This is a genomic window from Enterobacter sp. TCD1-1, assembly GCF_020567405.1.
GTDB classification, from domain to species: Bacteria; Pseudomonadota; Gammaproteobacteria; order Enterobacterales; family Enterobacteriaceae; genus Enterobacter; species Enterobacter quasiroggenkampii.
This window is the reverse complement of the sequence record NZ_JAJCXF010000001.1, coordinates 731,442-749,053: the sequence shown is the minus strand read 5'-3', so window position 1 is coordinate 749,053 and position 17,612 is coordinate 731,442. Positions and strand designations below refer to the sequence as shown.

The window sequence follows — 17,612 nt, the reverse complement described above, 5'->3', positions numbered from 1 at the left end:
AATGATGAAAAGAGAACCGACTCCACCCGCCCACTGTACGTTTGAGCCAGAGGACTGGCTGCGTCTGGCGAAATGCTGGCATCCGGTCGCGCGTGCCTGCGACGTCGGTCCGGCGCCGGTCAAAGCGACGCTACTGGATGAACAGCTGGTGATTTACCGCATTAACGACCAGGTCGTGGTCGCCCGTGACGTTTGCCCGCACCGCGGCGTGCCGCTGACGCTCGGCTTTCACGACGAGCACGGGATTATCTGCCCCTATCATGGCTTACGCTTTGGGGAGGACGGGCGCTGCAACCGTATTCCCTCCAGCCCCGACCAGCCTGTTCCGGCGAAGCTGAACCTGATTAACTACGCCGTGGAGGAGCGGTTCGGACTCATCTGGACCTGCCTGGCGTTTGATCCGGAGAACCCCGCGCCGCTGCCCACCATGCCGCACTGGGATGACGACGGATTTCAGCAGATTAACTGCCCGGCATTTGAGGTCAACGGCTTTGCCGGACGTCAGGTAGAGGGTTTTCTGGACGTGGCGCACTTTGCCTGGATCCACACCGATACCTTTGCGGACCCCAATAACCCGCTGGTGCCCTACTATCAGCCGCAGGAGACGCCGTTTGGCTTCGTGGCGGATTACTGGAGCTCCGTGAGCAACTATCCCGCCAGTTCCCCCGTGCAGGCCCCGGAAGGCTTCCAGTGGTTGCGCCATTTTGAGATGCACCTGCCGTTCACCGCCACCCTGACGATTCATTTTCCGGGTGAATCGAGACTGGTCATTATGAACGCCGCATCGCCGGTGTCATCGCGCGTGACCCGCATGTTCGCCCCTATCGCCCGCAATTTTGACCTGCATATTCCGGTGGAGGATGTGCATGCCTTCAATCTGCGGATTTTTGAAGAGGACCGTCTGATGGTGGAAACCCAGCGTCCGGAAAGCCTGCCGCTGGACCTGACCCTGGAAGCGCATATCCCCGCAGATAAAAGCTCGATTGCCTACCGTCGGGGACTGAAGAAGATGGGCTTTGGCGAGTTTTTCCTGGTATGACGGAGGCCGATATGCTGAGCGTAATTGTTGACGGGTTGTGGCGCGAGGGCGACAAAAGCCTCGCTGTCAGGCTGGTGGCGGAAGACGGCGAAGCGCTGCCACCGTGGCAGCCCGGCGCACACATTGATGTTCACCTGCCCTGCGGCGTGGTTCGCCAGTATTCCCTGACCGGAGCGTGTGGCGGCGAGAGCTACCTGATCTGCGTGGGGCGGGAAACCGCCTCGCGTGGCGGGTCGCGCTACGTTCACGAGACGCTGCGTCCCGGGCAGAAGCTGATGATATCGGCCCCGCGCAACCTGTTTCCGCTTCAGCAGGCAGAGCGGGTTTTGCTCCTGGCGGCGGGAATTGGCATTACGCCGCTGTATGCGATGGCCCTGCAGCTGAAGGCGACCGGAACGCCGTTCACGCTGCACTACTACGTGAGGAACCGGGAAAGCGCGGCGTTTACGCGCGAACTCTCGCTGTGCGATGAGTGCATCATTCATACCGCCAGCCCGCGCACCGCGCTGGCGGAACATCTCCCGGCGGCCGAATCGGGTCTTCACGCCTGGATCTGCGGACCTGCGGGGTTTATGGAAAAAGTGCGTGAGATCGCCACGGCAAAGGGATGGGATGACGCCCATCTTCACAGCGAGGCGTTTCAGCCCGTTGCGCCCGCCGCAGGCGGTGAAACCGGGGAGATCTTCACGGTCAAGCTGGCCTCCACCGGGGAGCGCTGGCCGGTGCCTGCGGATAAAACCATCGCCCAGGTGCTGCAGGAAAATGGCGTGGCGGTCCCGCTTTCCTGTGAGATGGGGATCTGCGGCGCCTGCCTGACGCCGGTGATTGACGGCGTGGTGGAACACCGGGATAGCGTGCAGTCGGAGGCAGAAAAAAGCGCAACGGACCAGCAGGTGGCGCTGTGCTGCTCGCGGAGCCATTCCGGGGAGCTGGTGATAGGGCTGTAAACCGTCTGCACACGCCTTCTTGCCGGGTGGCGCTGCGCTTACCCGGCCTACAATCCGTAACAATATCAATATATTGCACTATTCACTGTAGGCCCGTGCAAGCGTAGCGCCGCCGGGCGAAACTTACAAATCGCACTTTGCCAGCCCGTAAACGGGCTCGCTATCCTGCCACGCATAATCAATATGGCTGGCCTGCTCGCGCGCCAACGCGTCATCGCCCTGCAATCGCGCCGCCAGGGTAAAGGCGAAATCAAACACTTTACCCAGCCCACGGCCGCTCAGCAGATTGCCGTCTTCCACCACGTCGGCATCGACGTAGATGCCATCGCTGACTGTTTTCCACAGATCGCCGGAACAGACATAGCGCCGTCCCTTCAGCAGTCCATTGCCGCCCAGCACGCGGGCGGCGGCGGAACAAATCGGGCAGATATATTTGCCCGCTTCATCGTGGCGGCGGACGAAGGCAATGACCTCCGCGCTTTTCGCCAGGTTAACGCTGCCTTGCGGGCCGCCCGGTAACACCACGGCGTCAAAGGTCCGGTCGAGGCTGGCCTGCAGAGTACTGTCCGCCACCATAGGGATGGCGTGATAGCTCACCACTTCGCGACTCTCGCCGCAGGCAATCGTCTGCACCGAAATATTCAGGCGGCGCAGGATATCGATAGTGACAATCGCTTCCCCCTCTTCAAAACCAGGGGCTAATAGCACGGCTACGCTTTTCATTTTGCTCTCCATTGCTTAAGGGTTACCAGTACGGGTGCCAAATCTGTCGCAGCCGCGCCAGCAGTTCAAGATAGAAATAGTCTCCCCAGCTACAGCACTGATCGACACCCTTACCGCTGCCCATATGATAAACCGAGTGCTGCAGCAGCCCTTCGGTCGGATCGTCATCGTGAGCAAGGTAGTTATCGGTCAGCGACAGCGCAATACGCAGCGCCATCTCTTCATAATACGCACGGTTTGCGTCGAGCGTCGGCAGCGCCTTGACCAGCTCCAGCAGGCCACAGGCGGCAATCGCCGCCGCTGAACTGTCGCGCACGGCGTCGGTACCGAGCAGCGCCAAATCCCAGTGGCAAACATCATCTTCCGGCAGACGGTTGAGGAAGTAATGCGCCAGGCTGCGGGACAGCTCAACCATCTGCTTATCGCCGGTGTGCTGATAGCTGAGCAGGAAGCCGTAAATGCCCCATGCCTGGCCGCGCGACCAGCACGAGGTATCGCTGTAACCCTGATGGGTGTTGCCAAAGCGCGGCTCACCCGTCTGCACATCCATATAGTAAGTGTGATAAGTCGAGGCATCTTCACGCACGATATAGTTCGCGGCCTGTCCGGCATGAGCCGTCGCCGCCTGCGCATAGCGCGGATCCCCGGTCTGTTCGCTGGCCCAGTACAGCAGCGGCAGGTTCATGTTGCAGTCGATGATCATTCTCCCCTGCTGCTCCGGGTCGTTTAAATCACCCCACGCCTGAATAATGTTGGCCGTCGGGTTAAAACGTTCCATCAGGCGCTCGGCTGCCAGCAGCGCCGACTGGCGAGCGGCTTCGTTGCCGGTGAGGCGCCAGGCGCTGATGCAGGAGAGCGAATAGAGGAACCCGAGATCGTGCGTTGCGGTGTCGATGCGCTGCTCAATACGCCGGGCGAACGACGGTAAATAGCGTTCGGCGGCTTCGCGATAATGCGCTTTGCCAGTCATCTCCCACGCCAGCCACAGCTGGCCAGGCCAAAAGCTGGTGGTCCATTCCACGTTATCGGTGCGCGGCCAGACCCCCTTCTCACAGGCCTCACCGGGGAACTTATCGCCGAAGGCGACAATATTGTTGTCGAGCTTGCGCGTGACGCGGGCTAACGCCGCTTCCAGCTTCTGGCTCAGTGCCAGGCGATCGACCTGATGCAGTTCGATCGGCCGCAACGCTTCGGTGATAACAGATTTGGTCATAACAACTCCTGAATTAATGTTTGGCCGGTTCAACCGGGGCGGTATCTAAAGCCGGAGCAAAGGATCGTGAGTCATCGCGCTTCGACTGGCAGCGCGACAGCGTAAAGGCGGAAATCAGCGTAAATACCAGAGCGCAGCTGCCCATCAGCAGATAGGTATGCTCAAAGCCAATCTTGTCGTACAGATAGCCGGCAGGTGGGGCGACCACAATCGAACCCACGTAAATCATCGCCTGGTAGCCCAGCAGGTACATCGTGGCGTTAACCCGACGATGGAAATGTTCGGCAATGTATTTGAAGACGGAGATGAGCAGTAGCGCGATCTCGACGCCATAAAACGGTTTGATGATGGAGATAACAATCGGGTCACTGGTCAGCCCGGAGGCGATCAGCCGTGCCCCGACCACGCAGCCGCAGAACAGCAGGCCGCGCTTAGCGCCGTAGTGGTTCACCAGCCACGGGATAAACATCATCATCACGAACTCCATCCCCGACTGGACGGTACTCAGGTAGCCGTACCAGGCATTCCCCTGCTCTTTGGTGGCGAAGAACGAGACGAAGTAGCGCGGGAACTGCTGTTCGGCGATAAACATCATCCACGCTACTCCGGCGACATAGAGGCTGAACATCCAGAATTTGCGGTTTTTCAGGAGCATCAGCACATCGGCGAAGACAATCTTATTAGCGGAAATGACGCTGTTATTGCGCAGCTGCTCATCGCCGATTTTGAGGCTAATCAGCACCAGCAGCATCAGTACCGAGGTACCGCTGCTGAGGAGAAAGTTGGCCAGCGGGGTGACGTTAAACAACAGCCCGGAGACCGACGCCGCCATCGCCCAGCCCAGTGAGCCCCACATTCTGATGCGGCCAAACTCCAGCCCGTACAGGCGGCTAAAGCGGTCGGCGTAAGATTCAGACGCCGCCACGCCGGCGTACCAGCCCAGGCTCAGATACAGCGCGCCGATGATAATCCCCGCCATCGCATGGCTTTGCAGCAGCGGCTGGTAAACCAGCGCAAAAAACGGCGCCATCAGCGCAGAAATGACGCAGACAAAATAGAGCAGCCACTTGCTCATGCCGATTTTGTCCATGATGTAGCCGTACACCGGCTTCAGGACCACCGCGAAGACGCCATTTATAGCGAACACGCTGCCGATGGTGACGCTATCAAGGCCCACTTTCTGGCTCAGCCACAGGGCGTACAGGCCAAAGCTGGATGACCACGTGAAGAAGTAAAGGAAAATAAAGGTACTCATTTTGTACTGAGCGGCGCGTACGGACGATGATGTGCTCATAGCGATGCCTCCGGAGCCAGAAGGAGCGTCGTTTCTTGTCGTGCCGTCACGAAGCGTACCGCGTCATCGCTAATGAAGGCCTGCGGGCAGCGTTGCGCATCGAAGTCGGCGGCATTTCCCGCCCACACCGCGCTGATTAACACATGCGTACCGGGGTCGAGCTCGCCACGCAGCACCGGCACCGCCGCGCGCTCGGCGAACAGCAGATTACTGTTTGGCGGCGTCAACACCGTCTCGCCGCGGCGAGCGTGCGGATGTAAACAGAACATGGCTGAGACATCCCGGGCATTGCGTAACCAGCAGGCGCTGTCGCTCTCGAGGACCTGCGGCTGCGGGCGGTTTGCCAGGCTAAAGCCACCTTCCGCGCAGTCCAGCGCGCGCCGGGTATTGATACGATGAACGCGCAGTTGCCAGTCGCCCAGCGCCAGCAGCCAGCTTTCAATCACCACGTCGTGCCACGGCAGCCAGCGGCTATAAATAGTGCCGTCAGCGGTGACCACGTGCTGACATTCGCGACGGCCACGCCAGTAGTTGTCCTTTTCGGCCAGCAGCAGCATCGAATCGGGCGCGGCATGGTTCAGGCCGTAGCGGCCGCGTTCGATGGTGAAGCCAAAGCGGGTGGAATAGGCAAATTTGCAGTATTTCGCTTCGGTGTTCACGAAGTTGTTCAGCTCCAGCTGGCCGGACGTCAGCATCCACAGGTGGTCGGCCTGATGTACCACCACCTGATCCGCGTGGGCTATCGTGTGCTGCGCGGGCAACGGCGGCAGCGGCAGCTCAGCCGCCTGCCAGAAGGCATCGCCCTCATCTAATGCCAGCACCAGCAGGGTCTTCAGGCCCCAGTACGGCGACCCCGGCGCGTTGTAGTCTTCCGCCATCGCCAGGTTCGGATAGCTGTAACCGACGCTCAGTACGCCGTCGCGGTCGAATATCGGCTGCTTCAGCCACCAGCGCAGATGACGCAGGACGATGCCCTTCATCACGCCCGGCGAAAAGACTTCCAGCCCGGCGAAGGCCGCCGCACTCCAGAACGCCGCCTCGGCAAAGCGGTAGGTCAGGCTACGGCCAAACGGGATCGCCGCGCCGTCTTCAGCAAAGAAATGGATGAAGTCAGAGGAGAAACGCGCGGCCCGATCGCGCAGCGTTGCGCAGCGCTTCGGATCGACCCCGGCCATGAGCTTCGCGTAAATCAGGCCATAGAAATGGAAGCCCATCGAGATGTAATAGTCGCGCGGCCGTCCCGGACCATCGGAATACCAGCCATCGCCGAGGTAGTAGTGCTCCATGGCAGCAAAATGATCTTCCAGCGCCTGCGGGTTGGTCGGCATGCCGCAATAATGGAAGCCGACCTGCACCAGAATCGGGAAGAAGTGCCAGTTGTTATCGGGGATTTCCTGGATCTCGCACTGCTTTAGCCAGCGCCATAAATGCTCTTTCTCCGTCTCAGTGAAGTGTGCCAGTACGGTTTCACCCGCCAGCGCCAGCAGCAGCCCGTAGGCCGCCATCTCGACGATTCGCTGATCGTAAGGCCCGACATCGCCCCAGTAATCGGCATGCTGCGGATCGGTGCCGTTTTTTATCGCCTGTAAATAGAATGAGAAGTGCTGCGGCTCGCTGCCGCCAGCCAACAGCGGCGTCACGCCCCACAGCAGGCGGGAAAACGTTTCCATGCTCGCCACCTGCTGACCGTAGTGAGCGGTAAAGTTCGCTAAATCAATGCGGCTGGCGTCTTTTTTAAACCAGGGCGCCACCGCGTTCAGCATGTCGTTGACCAGCCGTAGCACCTCTTCCCGGCTTGTCAGTGGATTATCCAGATGAATATTTTCAGGTTGCACAGGGTCCTCCCGCATTACACGAGGGTAGAGATAAGTTATTGTTATTAGGCTTTTTTAAAGCCACGAGTGCGACGTCTGAATGAAGAGTAACTGCTTTTATTCCTGGCGCTGAGTGAGCAGACTCACAAAATTAAACCGCCATTTCATTTTTTCTGGATTTTGTCGAACGCGAGGGGGATAAATTACAAATGATGGCCTAAAAATTTAAATCTGTTGTTCTGGAGGTAATATGGGTGAAACGCAACTACTGGAACGCATTACGCTCGATCGGCAGGCCATTTCTTTTAACCGCATGTACACCACCAGCGCGATTTACTACCACTGGCATCAATGCGTTGAATTGCTCTATATCTCCAGCGGCTACGGCATCGTGGTGGTGGATAACCAGCACTACACCGCCCGTCCGGGGCGACTCTTTATCTTCCCGCCCTTCCGTTTGCACAAAGTGCAGGTCGATCATAGCGATAAGAACCCCTATCACCGCACGACGATGCACATTGAGCAATCGGTCGTCGAAAGTGCGCTCGGCGCCTTCCCGCGCCATCAGGCCCGGTTCGCCGCGCTGGCCGCCAGCAATCTGCCAGCACAGATTTACGATCTCAGCAATCACGCGGCGTTTATCGAGAGGATCCTTGAACAATTTCAGCGCCTGGAGGGCAACGAGCAGACAGAGGCCTGCGAGGTGGCCTTTCTGATGATGCAGCTCATGACGTTTCTGCCCGAGCAGCCGCAGCCCTACCCGCCGCGCCAGCAGACCGTCGCCTCGCGGATTATGAGCTGGGTCGAAGCCCACTATGCCAGCAAGTTTTCGCTCGACCAGTTAGCCCACGACCTGGGGCTTTCACGCAGCTATACCTCACGCATTTTCCGCCAGCAGACCGGCGGTACCATCCACGAATATTTGCTGACCCGGCGAATAAAAAGCAGCTGCGAGCTGTTACGGTACAGCGATGAGCCTGTTGACGCTATTGCCCTGGCAGTCGGGTTTAGCGAGGTGACCTATTTCATTACCTGCTTTAAAAAGATGATGCGTCAGACGCCACTGCAGTATCGGCGCAGTATCCGCTGCACCAGGATTCTCTCTCAGGGCGATTTTGGACAGGTTTGCTGAACCTCCAGCCTGGCCGGGGATTTTATGCACAAAAAAACCCAGGTCGCATAACGACCTGGGTTTCGAATTTGGCGGAAGCGTAGAGATTCGAACTCTAGAACCCTTTCGGGTCGCCGGTTTTCAAGACCGGTGCCTTCAACCGCTCGGCCACGCTTCCAAAGTGAGGCGCACTATAAACATCTATTAGCGCCTTGTAAAGCAGGAATTTTTCTATTTTTCCCCACACGCGTTTGACTGCGCAAAAAGTCACCCGCACGCTGACCTCACGTCACTCTCCACGACCTTGTACATACCGTAACATAGCAACGCTCATCCTTTTAAATCGCTCTGGTATAGAATGCCACAAAAATAGACGGTCATTTGTAGTGTAATTGTTATAAATCTGAATTCCCGCAGATTTTAGACATTACTGCCATGCAGTGTTACGGGTTGATGATGAAAATCAAGAATACGCTTTGCTTACATATCCTGATGGCAACCCTGGCCATTTTGTTCCTTTGTATTCACCCGCTGGTGACGAGCTTCGATCCACCGCTCGCCTTCCAGCCGCTGATTAAATCAATGGCGGGCACGCCTAAAGAACAAGCGGAAAAAATTGCCACTATTTCTCATGCCTTAGAAGGGAATGCGATATTCTTCATTGGTGCGTCTGAGGTAGCGACCTCAGAAGATGAACATTACGCTGTCTATAATTATTTTAATAAGCAATTACACAAACCCGTCGTGGCGTATGGCGATGCGTTTGTCGATGACGAAACGCAGTTTTTACTATTCTCACGTTTTAAAAATAGCCTTAACGCCAACAGTAAAGTTGTTTTGCTTCTGGCACCCGACAGCTTTTACTCAAAAGGTCTGCCACCCGCTATCTATGCCGATAATTTCCCGGGCTCTGTTTTTAATCCTTTGATGAAGGATCCGCAGGCGCGCCCAATATTAGTCAATTATTTAAAACATATTGATAGTAAAGAAATAAGCCATTTAACCTTTGGTCAAATGCGTGTCTTTGGCTGGCACCCCGATCTGATATGGGACGAGGTGAGTTTCCAGTTTGCCAACGTCTGCACCCTGATAAAAAACGACTGGCTGGCGCTGCTCAACATTATGCCCCGGACGGTACAGCCGTGGCCGCCGCAGCCCACCACCCATATAGCCCCAGACTGGGATAAAGAGCTGGCGAATGCCCGCGAGTTAAATAAAAAACGCCAGCAGAGCGCGGCCACCCTGTGGATGGACAAAACGATTTACGAGGAGGACGGTACGCGGCAGCAGTGGGATGACACGCCGGTCGTACCTGCGCAAATCGCCGCGTTCAGAAAAACCGTCCAGCTGCTGAAAGACCGGCACGTGCAGGTGATTGCTATCGTCGATCCGGTTAACCCCTGGGCGCTTTACAATACCGATACCTTCCGCCCGGTTGATAAGCAAATTCAAACCATTCTGGAAGCGAACCAGATCCCCTATTTAGATATGTACGCCATGCCTTATCAGAATGGCTGGAACTGGGATCGTTTGCACCCTTCCGAGCTGGCCTGGGTTCCTATGATTCGCTTTATTGCACAGAGCTTTAAATAATGAAAATCGCGATCCGTCTTTTTTTCCTTTATCTCCTGCTGGCGATCACCATCGTCGCGTGGACCTCTGTCGATGACAGCATGAGTATGCAGCTGCATTTTGAATATCAAAAGTTCTGAGGCCGAATGATGTATAGCTCAGGCATGTTTTTTGTCTATTTATTTTCATCCGCCCTGGCGTTTGCGCTGGTCAATCGCGTATTACGTCATCGCCTGACGTATTTATCGGCGTTATCCGTCCTCGCCGCATTAGGCTGGGGCTATATTTTTCAGGGTGATTACCGTGTTCCCGCGGTCGTTTTTTTCAGTTTTTACCTTGTCGCCACGTTAAAAGAAAAAGGATGGTTAAAAACCTGGCAGGCGATTGTGTTAACGCTGCTGCCTTTATTTTTGGTGAAATTGCACCTTAATCATCATCTCGGCATGATCGGCCTCTCTTTTATGACGTTCCGCGCGGTGGACGTGTTGCTCTATCGCAGTAAAAAAGAAGGGCAGAATTTCCTGCATTATTTCTGCTATCTGTTTATGCCCTTTATTATTCTGGCGGGCCCAATGTATCGCTGGCGGACATGGATGAGCGACGTCAGTAAGCCCGTCTTTGCCCTTAACCGCGAACAGTTTTTAGTGGCGCTGGAGCAAATCATTACCGGCATTGTCCAGAAGTTCCTGTTTGCCATGCTGGTTGATTCACTTGTCGTGCAGCCCTGGAGCCATAAGCCGTTTACGCTGACCGTTGGCGTGGTGATGTCGATTGCCTATAGCGCCTACCTCTACTTTGATTTTGCGGGCTACAGCAATATGGCCATCGGTGCGGGCCGCCTGTTTGGGTTGAATATTCCGGCAAACTTCAATATGCCGCTTCTGGCAAAGAATCCGCAGGACTTCTGGCGCCGCTTCCACATTAGCCTGTCTGAATGGCTGCGCGATGTGGTCTTTATGCCCGTTTATATGAACCTGATGAAGTTCAACTTTTTCCGTCAGAACAAAACGCTGGCGCAAAATATCGGTATTTTTTGCACCCTGTTTTGCATGGGGGCATGGAATGGCCTGGAACGCCATTACGTCATCAGCGGCGCGCTGTTTGGCGCCATTTCTGTCGTTCACAACATGCTGCTGTGGTCAGCCAAACGCAGCCCGGCGTTACACCGCGGGTTGCAGTATCCGGCTGTTGCGTTTTTGGGACGCATTCTGACGCTGGGAAGCGCCGCGGGCTCCCTTTACATCTTTAGTGGAATGTCACCTCTATGAAAAATCACTCCGATCTTCAGGAACTGCAGGATTTCTTGCGTGCGGCATTATGCGATCCCGCCTCCCCGCAGCAGCTGGCCATCAGCGGCAGCGACGAAGCCTTAAGCTGGCTGCAGCTTTCCGCTGCCGTGACGGACTGGGCACAGCGCTATCAGGGTTGTCAGCCTGTAGCCGGTACGCCGGTCGTCTTGTACGGACACCAGCAGGCCGAGTTCGCCGTGGCGATTTATAGCTGCCTGCTGCACAACATTCCGTACATTCCGGTGGACTGCATTTACCCGCAGGAGCGCCTGCGGGAGATCTGCCATCTGGCCAGCGCCCCTTACTATTATGACGTCGCGACCCGGCAGTTCATCGCCACGGGTGAACCGGGCAAAGTGCTGGAGGAGCAGGATCTGGCCTATATCATGTTTACCTCAGGCAGCACCGGCAAGCCTAAAGGGGTGCAGATTGGGCGTGAAAGCGTGTGGCACTTCATGAAATGGGTCAGCCAGGACTTTTCGCTGCCGGAAAAACCGGTCCTGATGAACCACGCGGTGTTCAGTTTTGACCTCTCCCTGATCCCTTTGCTGGCGAATCTGGCGATGGGTGGACACATCGTGCTGAACGCCAAAGACGATATTCAGAAAGAGAACTGGCTGGAGCGACTCAAAAGCAACGCCGTCTCCGCCTGGGTTTCCACCCCCTCTTTTGCGTATCAGCAGCTACTTTCCCCGCAGTTCAACAGCGAGTATTTGCCTGCGCTGAGCGTCTTTATCTTCATTGGTGAAGTGTTGAATAAAGCGCTGGTCAAACAGCTGCGCCGCCGTTTCCCGCAGGCCAAAATTATTAACTCCTATGGCCCAACAGAAGCGACCATCGCAACAACCGTCGTCGAGATCACGGATGCAATCCTGAACAGCGACAGCGCCGTGCTGCCGGTGGGGGTCATGATGCCTGAGAGCAGAATGGAAATTTCCGCTGAAGGCGAGCTGATCATCTGGGGGAAAAACGTCATGCGCGGCTACCTCGGCCTGCCGCAGGAGAACGCGGCGAAATTACTTCATCGGGAAAACGAGGCGTTTCGCGGCTACCGGACCGGCGATCTGGGTTATGAAGCGGGGCTCATCTACTGTCAGGGCCGCAACGACAGCCAGGTCAAACTGAATGGCTACCGTATTGAAATTAACGAGATCGAAAACCGCCTGCTGGCGATGTCCGGCATCAACGAAGCGGTGGTTCTGCCGCTGATGAAATCCTGCGGCAGCGTGCTGCGCATTGCCGCGTTCTGCGTGACGGAGCTGGCGCCGGATACCATTAAAACCTCGCTGTCGAAGGTGGTTCCCCACTATATGGTGCCTTCACAAATTATCGTAAAAGACGCTTTGCCGCTGAATCCTAACGGCAAAATTGACCGCAAGTTGCTGGACGCTTACGCCCGCACAAATTAATGACCCCAGGAAAAATTATGGAACAAGAAATTCTCGCCCTGTTCGAAAAAGTGTTATCCCGTAAGGTGGGCTTTCACGATGAACTGATTGAATCCGACATTCTCGACTCCATCCTGGCGGTCGATATGGTCCTGGAAGTACAGGACGTTTACGGCTGCATGATCCCGCCGACAGACGTGGCGACGGTGCTGAAAACCCCGGCGGACCTGGCCCGCTATATTGAAGAAAACCGCTAAACGCCTCTGCTGTTAATCCTGTCCTGAAGGCTCTGGCGCATCGCGCCAGAGCCCAGACGCAAAATGAATATCCTTCACCGGAATTAAACCAACCGCTTTTGTGATTTCTCCTACACTTTAGGGGTCGTGTTGTTCTTAACAGAGGAGTCTGCGGTATGGCATTCGTAACCACGAAAGACGGCGTCAATATTTACTACAAAGACTGGGGCCCAAAAGAGGCCCAGCCCATTGTCTTCCACCACGGCTGGCCGTTGAGTGCCGATGACTGGGATAACCAGATGCTCTTCTTCCTTGCAGAAGGCTATCGCGTTATCGCTATCGATCGCCGCGGACATGGACGATCGGACCAGGTGAGTGAAGGCCACGATATGGATCATTATGCGGCCGATGCGTCAGCCGTGGTTGAAAGCCTGGATCTGCACAATGCCGTGCACGTCGGTCACTCCACCGGCGGCGGCCAGGTCGCCCGCTATGTTGCGCGGTATGGACAACCGCAGGGGCGCGTCGCCAAAGCGGTGCTCGTGAGCGCCGTCCCGCCTCTGATGGTCAAAACGGAGACGAATCCCGGCGGAACGCCCATCGAGGTCTTCGACGGCTTCCGCAAAGCGCTGGCGGCTAACCGCGCCCAGTTTTATCTCGACGTTGCCAGCGGTCCTTTCTACGGTTTTAATCGCGATGGCGCCGAGGTTTCGCAGGGTACGATCCAGAACTGGTGGCGACAGGGTATGATCGGAAGCGCCAAAGCCCACTATGAGGGGATTAAGGCGTTTTCAGAGACCGACCAGACGGAAGATTTGAAAACCATCACGGTTCCCGTTCTGGTGTTGCAGGGCGATGACGATCAGGTTGTACCGTATAAAAATGCCGCCCTTCTCCAGGACAAGCTGCTGGCGAACAGCGTGCTGAAAATTTATCCGGGCTTCCCGCACGGGATGCATACCACCCATGCGGATACTATCAACGCGGACATTCTGGCTTTTATTCGCTCATAACGCCGCGTTTCTTGCCGGGTGGCGCTGCGCTTACCCGGCCTACATTCCGCTACGATATTCCATTAAATGCATGAACGCCACCCGAGGGTGGCGTTGTTTATTCTGCTTAGCGATTATCCAGCTGGGCGCGAACGTTGTTCAGCCCGGTGGTGTTAATCCGATAAGGTTGCCCGTTCACGGATCGGATCAGCTTTTTGGTGCGGAGTTTTTTGAAGACGCTGAGCGTGCAGTCGCTCAGCACCAGCCCTTCACGGGTATAGCACTCAACGGACGTGACGCGGCCAGAACTGTCGCGGACGTGCACAATACGTCCACCTTTGGCGAGAACGTGTAAGGTACGTTGTTCCTGACGGGATAAATTCATACTGGAAAACCTGTGTAATCATCATGCGTAAAAACGAGCCCACACCCGCAGGTGCGTGCGTAAGGTTTAAGCGCAGCGATAACCAGTCCGTCCTGAGATGGGCGGGAAGCTGATTATCTGATGAAAACATTCTCCAGCATCAAAGCCTCGGTAAGCGGTAAAAAGGTATTTACGGGGTGAATGATAACGCCTGTTTTTTACAGGGGAATAGCGGGAGGTTAAAAGTGTGAACGGGATCGGTCCGTAAAATCGTCTTTCGTCAATTTTACTGCCAGACTGAAGCCCTTTACTGAACACCGACTGGAGCTCTTCTTATGCCTGATAACTATACCGTGGTTGAAACCGTCCCCACTGCAGAAGCGTTTTGCCGGCTGCGCGAAATCTCGGGTCTTAGCCCTCGCCCGCTGGAGGCCGCCCGAAAAGCGCTGCCCGGCAGCTGCTATGGCATGCATATAGTGTTTCAGGGAAAACCGGTCGGTATGGGGCGCATCGTAGGGGATGGTGCGTTGAATTTTGATATCGTCGACGTCGCGGTTGATCCGCTTCATCAGGGGAAAGGACTGGGCAGAGTCATTATGGAAACGCTTGTTGCCTGGCTGGATAACCACGCCTGTAAAGGAGCGTACGTTTGCTTAATGGCCGATGTGCCTGAGCTTTATACTAAATTTGGTTTTACGCTCGTTCGCCCGGCAAGCGAAGGAATGGCCAGAATCTGGTGAAGAACAAACCTGCGTTAAGGCAAAAGAAAAACCCCAGGTTAACAAGTAACCTGGGGTTTATATCTGGCGGAAGCGCAGAGATTCGAACTCTGGAACCCTTTCGGGTCGCCGGTTTTCAAGACCGGTGCCTTCAACCGCTCGGCCACACTTCCTGAGTGAGGCGAACTATAAACACCTCACCGCGTGCTGTAAAGAGTGCCAGCAATCGTTCGCTGTAAAAATAGTCAAAACGTGTTTAATCGGTTGAACTGACAACACATCGACGATTTTATCAGCACAGGCCTAGTGTTTTTTGATGTACATGTCTTTCGTGTAATAGTACCCCAGCTTATCCGGCGTAAATCCGCCCACCCACGGTTTAACCAGGTGCGTACGGACGTAGTGATAAACCGGAATGGCGGGCACATCGCGTCCCAGCAGATCTTCCGCCTGCTGGTAGAACTTACCCCGCTCTTCCGTTGTTTTGGCTTTTGCGGCATTCACCAGCGCCTGGTCATATTCCGGATTGCTGTACTGGCTGGTGTTTTCGCTGTCGCCGGTGCGGAAGGTGTTCAGGAAGGTCGCCGCATCGTCGTAGTCGGCAATCCAGGCGTAACGCACCGCGTCAAAGTTGTGGGTGTGCATGGTATCCAGCATGGTTTTCCACTCCTGATTTTGCAGCTTCGCCTCCACGCCGAGGTTCTTTTTCCACATGGAACTGGCCGCAATCGCGATACGCTGGTGCGATTCAGAAGTGTTATAGAGCAGGTTAAAGCTCAGAGGGTGGCTTTCGTTGTACCCAGCCTCGTTGAGCAGTTTTTTCGCCTCAGCGATGCGCTTGTCCTGCGGCCAACTGGCGTAGTCGGGATTCTGAAGCTTAACGCCGCCGATATCCGGCTGGCTGATGAGCCACGCCGGGCGCTGCCCCTGCCCTAAGACTTTCCCGGCAATGATGTCTTTATCGAGCGCCATGTTCAGCGCCTTACGCACGCGGGCGTCGTTGAACGGCGGCCGGGTGGTATTGAATTCGTAGTAATAGGTCGCCAGTTGCGGAGAGACATCCAGCTGGCTGCCCAGGGTTTTCTTGAGCTGCGCGAACTGGTTGATCGGCACCGTGTAGACAATATCAATTTCACCCGCTTTATAGCGGTTCACATCCGCGGCCTCGGAGGTGATAGGCAGATAGGTCACCTTGTTAATCACGGTATGGTCATTATCCCAGTAGCGCGGGTTGCGCTCCGCCACGATGCGTTCGTTGACCACCCACTGGGATAGCTTATAGGCCCCACTGGTGACGATATGTTCAGGCTTGGTCCACTTGTCGCCAAAGCGGCCAATCAGCACTTTATCCACCGGCACCAGCGACGGGTGCGCCAGCATCGCGAGGAACGCCGCGTTAGGCTGCGTCAATGTCACTTCCAGCGTGGTGTCGTTAATGGCTTTCACGCCCAGCGTATCGGGCGCTTTTTTCCCCTGGGCGATATCCGCACCATTTACGATGTGCATGTTGCCTGGATAGCTGGCATACGGTGAAGCGGTTTTAGGATCAACCAGACGCTGCCAGCTCCAGACCACATCTTCCGCGGTAATCGCAGTGCCGTCGCTCCAGGTGATGCCTGGACGCAAATGGAACGTCCAGACGGTGTTGTCCTTGTTCTCCCATTTTTCCGCCAGCCGTGGCTGAACTTCACCCGACGGGGAAACGCTGACCAGCCCGTCGAATAAATCACTGATAATATTGAATTCGACGTCGCTTTCGACTTTATGCGGGTCGAGCGAAGCGGGCTCATTACCGTTGTTCCTGACCAGTTCCTGCTTATCGGCCAGCTGCGTTCCTGCCGGCACGTTAGCCGCCCAGGCTGCCGTGCTGGCGCACAGGATCCCGGCGGTTAACAAAGAGAGCGTAAAGCGCGTGCGTGTTTGTGGTTTCATTTCCTTCGCCTTATTGTCTGTTTTTGTGACGATCCGGAAATAACTCTTAGCGGCCTTATGGTAATAACGCAATAATTTTCAGTAACCTATAAGAGGTTGATCTGATTAATCGCGTCAAACCGCTGTTCATACTGGTGAAACGTATTTATGCAGAAGAAACAACCAGCTCCCGCGCTAACCTGCTGAGTAAAGATGGGTAAAACCACTTTGAGAGTGACGCGCCGTTTCCTATTCTTTCCGTTAATTACATCTGTCATAAGAGAGTGACTCATGGATCGTATAATTACTTCCTCACGCGACCGCACATCGCTACTCAGCACCCACAAGGTGCTGCGCAATACCTATTTCATGCTCAGCCTGACGCTGGCGTTTTCCGCGATCACCGCCACCGCCAGCACCGTGCTGATGCTGCCGTCTCCGGGGCTGATCCTGACCCTGGTGGGCATGTATGGCCTGATGTTCCTGACCTACAAAACCGCTGACAAACCGGTCGGTATTCTGTCCGCGTTTGCCTTCACCGGCTTCCTGGGCTACATCCTGGGACCGATGCTGAACGCGTATCTGTCTGCCGGTATGGGTGACCTTATCGGCATGGCGCTGGGCGGTACCGCACTGGTGTTCTTCTGCTGCTCGGCCTACGTGCTGACCACCCGTAAGGACATGTCCTTCCTCGGCGGCATGCTGATGGCGGGTGTTGTGGTGGTGCTGGTGGGTATGGTGGCCAACATCTTCCTGCAGCTGCCTGCCCTGCATCTGGCGATCAGCGCCGTGTTTATTCTGATTTCTTCCGGCGCGATCCTGTTTGAAACCAGCAACATCATTCGCGGCGGTGAGACGAACTATATTCGCGCCACCGTCAGCCTGTACGTGTCGCTGTACAACATCTTCGTCAGCCTGCTGAGCATCCTGGGCTTCGCCAGCCGCGATTAAGCACAACGGTTATGAAAAAGGAGAATGCCGGGGCATTCTCCTTTTTTTT

General features: G+C 55.8%; 16 protein-coding genes and 2 tRNA genes. 10 read left to right on the top strand and 8 right to left on the bottom strand.

Features of this window, described 5'->3' with window-relative positions; genetic code table 11:
• The first annotated feature begins 1 nt into the window (after position 1).
• On the top strand, positions 2–1,039 hold the full coding sequence (gene hpxD, locus LJA86_RS03545) for a molybdenum cofactor-independent xanthine hydroxylase subunit HpxD (RefSeq protein WP_229225650.1): 1,038 nt from the start codon (positions 2–4) through the stop codon (positions 1,037–1,039).
• A gap of 11 nt (positions 1,040–1,050) precedes the next feature.
• Positions 1,051–1,986, top strand: a complete 936-nt coding sequence (locus LJA86_RS03540; protein ID WP_229225649.1) for a PDR/VanB family oxidoreductase — start codon at positions 1,051–1,053, stop codon at positions 1,984–1,986.
• 123 nt (positions 1,987–2,109) lie between these two features.
• Here LJA86_RS03540 and LJA86_RS03535 read toward each other — a convergent pair whose 3' ends face one another.
• The 4 genes from LJA86_RS03535 to LJA86_RS03520 are packed head-to-tail and all read right to left on the bottom strand — an operon-like array spanning position 2,110 to position 7,051.
• Positions 2,110–2,709 carry a DJ-1/PfpI family protein gene (locus LJA86_RS03535; protein ID WP_229225648.1) on the bottom strand — a complete coding sequence of 200 codons (600 nt, stop codon included), beginning with the start codon at positions 2,707–2,709 and terminating at the stop codon, positions 2,110–2,112.
• A gap of 22 nt (positions 2,710–2,731) precedes the next feature.
• Positions 2,732–3,922 carry a glycoside hydrolase family 88 protein gene (locus LJA86_RS03530; RefSeq protein ID WP_045908342.1) on the bottom strand — a complete coding sequence of 397 codons (1,191 nt, stop codon included), beginning with the start codon at positions 3,920–3,922 and terminating at the stop codon, positions 2,732–2,734.
• Positions 3,923–3,935: 13 nt separating this feature from the next.
• The gene (locus LJA86_RS03525; protein ID WP_229225647.1) at positions 3,936–5,216 is read right to left on the bottom strand and encodes an oligosaccharide MFS transporter; all 1,281 of its coding nucleotides are present in this window, start codon (positions 5,214–5,216) and stop codon (positions 3,936–3,938) included.
• Complete coding sequence (locus tag LJA86_RS03520) at positions 5,213–7,051, bottom strand: DUF2264 domain-containing protein (RefSeq protein ID WP_229225646.1); 1,839 nt, start codon at positions 7,049–7,051, stop codon at positions 5,213–5,215. Before LJA86_RS03520 ends, LJA86_RS03525 begins: the two co-directional genes overlap by 4 nt.
• 229 nt (positions 7,052–7,280) lie before the next feature.
• On the opposite strand from LJA86_RS03520, the gene LJA86_RS03515 reads away from it, so the two are divergent.
• Complete coding sequence (locus LJA86_RS03515; RefSeq protein ID WP_048222395.1) at positions 7,281–8,162, top strand: AraC family transcriptional regulator; 882 nt, start codon at positions 7,281–7,283, stop codon at positions 8,160–8,162.
• Positions 8,163–8,231: 69 nt separating this feature from the next.
• Here the strand turns inward: LJA86_RS03515 and LJA86_RS03510 are convergent.
• Positions 8,232–8,319 (bottom strand) — tRNA-Ser (locus tag LJA86_RS03510).
• 278 nt (positions 8,320–8,597) lie between these two features.
• Here LJA86_RS03510 and LJA86_RS03505 point away from each other — a divergent pair.
• The 5 genes from LJA86_RS03505 (at position 8,598) to LJA86_RS03485 (ending at position 13,639) form a co-directional block, all read left to right on the top strand.
• Complete coding sequence (locus LJA86_RS03505) at positions 8,598–9,734, top strand: D-alanyl-lipoteichoic acid biosynthesis protein DltD (RefSeq protein WP_229226247.1); 1,137 nt, start codon at positions 8,598–8,600, stop codon at positions 9,732–9,734.
• A gap of 128 nt (positions 9,735–9,862) precedes the next feature.
• Positions 9,863–10,981 carry an MBOAT family O-acyltransferase gene (locus LJA86_RS03500; protein WP_229226246.1) on the top strand — a complete coding sequence of 373 codons (1,119 nt, stop codon included), beginning with the start codon at positions 9,863–9,865 and terminating at the stop codon, positions 10,979–10,981.
• On the top strand, positions 10,978–12,411 hold the full coding sequence (locus LJA86_RS03495) for an AMP-binding protein (protein ID WP_229225645.1): 1,434 nt from the start codon (positions 10,978–10,980) through the stop codon (positions 12,409–12,411). Before LJA86_RS03500 ends, LJA86_RS03495 begins: the two co-directional genes overlap by 4 nt.
• Before the next feature lie 17 nt (positions 12,412–12,428).
• Entirely contained in the window at positions 12,429–12,647 is a 219-nt protein-coding gene (locus LJA86_RS03490; RefSeq protein WP_008499867.1) for an acyl carrier protein, read from the top strand.
• Between the two features lie 155 nt (positions 12,648–12,802).
• A complete protein-coding gene (locus LJA86_RS03485) occupies positions 12,803–13,639 on the top strand; it encodes an alpha/beta fold hydrolase (RefSeq protein ID WP_045908349.1) in 837 nt (278 codons plus the stop codon).
• A gap of 106 nt (positions 13,640–13,745) precedes the next feature.
• On the opposite strand, the gene LJA86_RS03480 is transcribed toward LJA86_RS03485, so the two are convergent.
• Entirely contained in the window at positions 13,746–14,003 is a 258-nt protein-coding gene (locus LJA86_RS03480; RefSeq protein ID WP_021240841.1) for a YjhX family toxin, read from the bottom strand.
• Between the two features lie 314 nt (positions 14,004–14,317).
• Here LJA86_RS03480 and LJA86_RS03475 point away from each other — a divergent pair, with 314 nt between their 5' ends.
• Positions 14,318–14,722, top strand: a complete 405-nt coding sequence (locus tag LJA86_RS03475) for a GNAT family N-acetyltransferase (RefSeq protein ID WP_048027271.1) — start codon at positions 14,318–14,320, stop codon at positions 14,720–14,722.
• 64 nt (positions 14,723–14,786) lie between these two features.
• Here LJA86_RS03475 and LJA86_RS03470 read toward each other — a convergent pair.
• Both LJA86_RS03470 and LJA86_RS03465 read right to left on the bottom strand, forming a co-directional pair.
• Positions 14,787–14,874 (bottom strand) — tRNA-Ser (locus tag LJA86_RS03470).
• A 130-nt stretch (positions 14,875–15,004) separates the two neighbouring features.
• Positions 15,005–16,633 carry an ABC transporter substrate-binding protein gene (locus LJA86_RS03465; protein ID WP_069719487.1) on the bottom strand — a complete coding sequence of 543 codons (1,629 nt, stop codon included), beginning with the start codon at positions 16,631–16,633 and terminating at the stop codon, positions 15,005–15,007.
• Positions 16,634–16,903: 270 nt separating this feature from the next.
• On the opposite strand from LJA86_RS03465, the gene yccA reads away from it, so the two are divergent.
• A complete protein-coding gene (gene yccA, locus LJA86_RS03460) occupies positions 16,904–17,563 on the top strand; it encodes an FtsH protease modulator YccA (RefSeq protein ID WP_023335168.1) in 660 nt (219 codons plus the stop codon).
• Positions 17,564–17,612 lie beyond the last annotated feature (49 nt).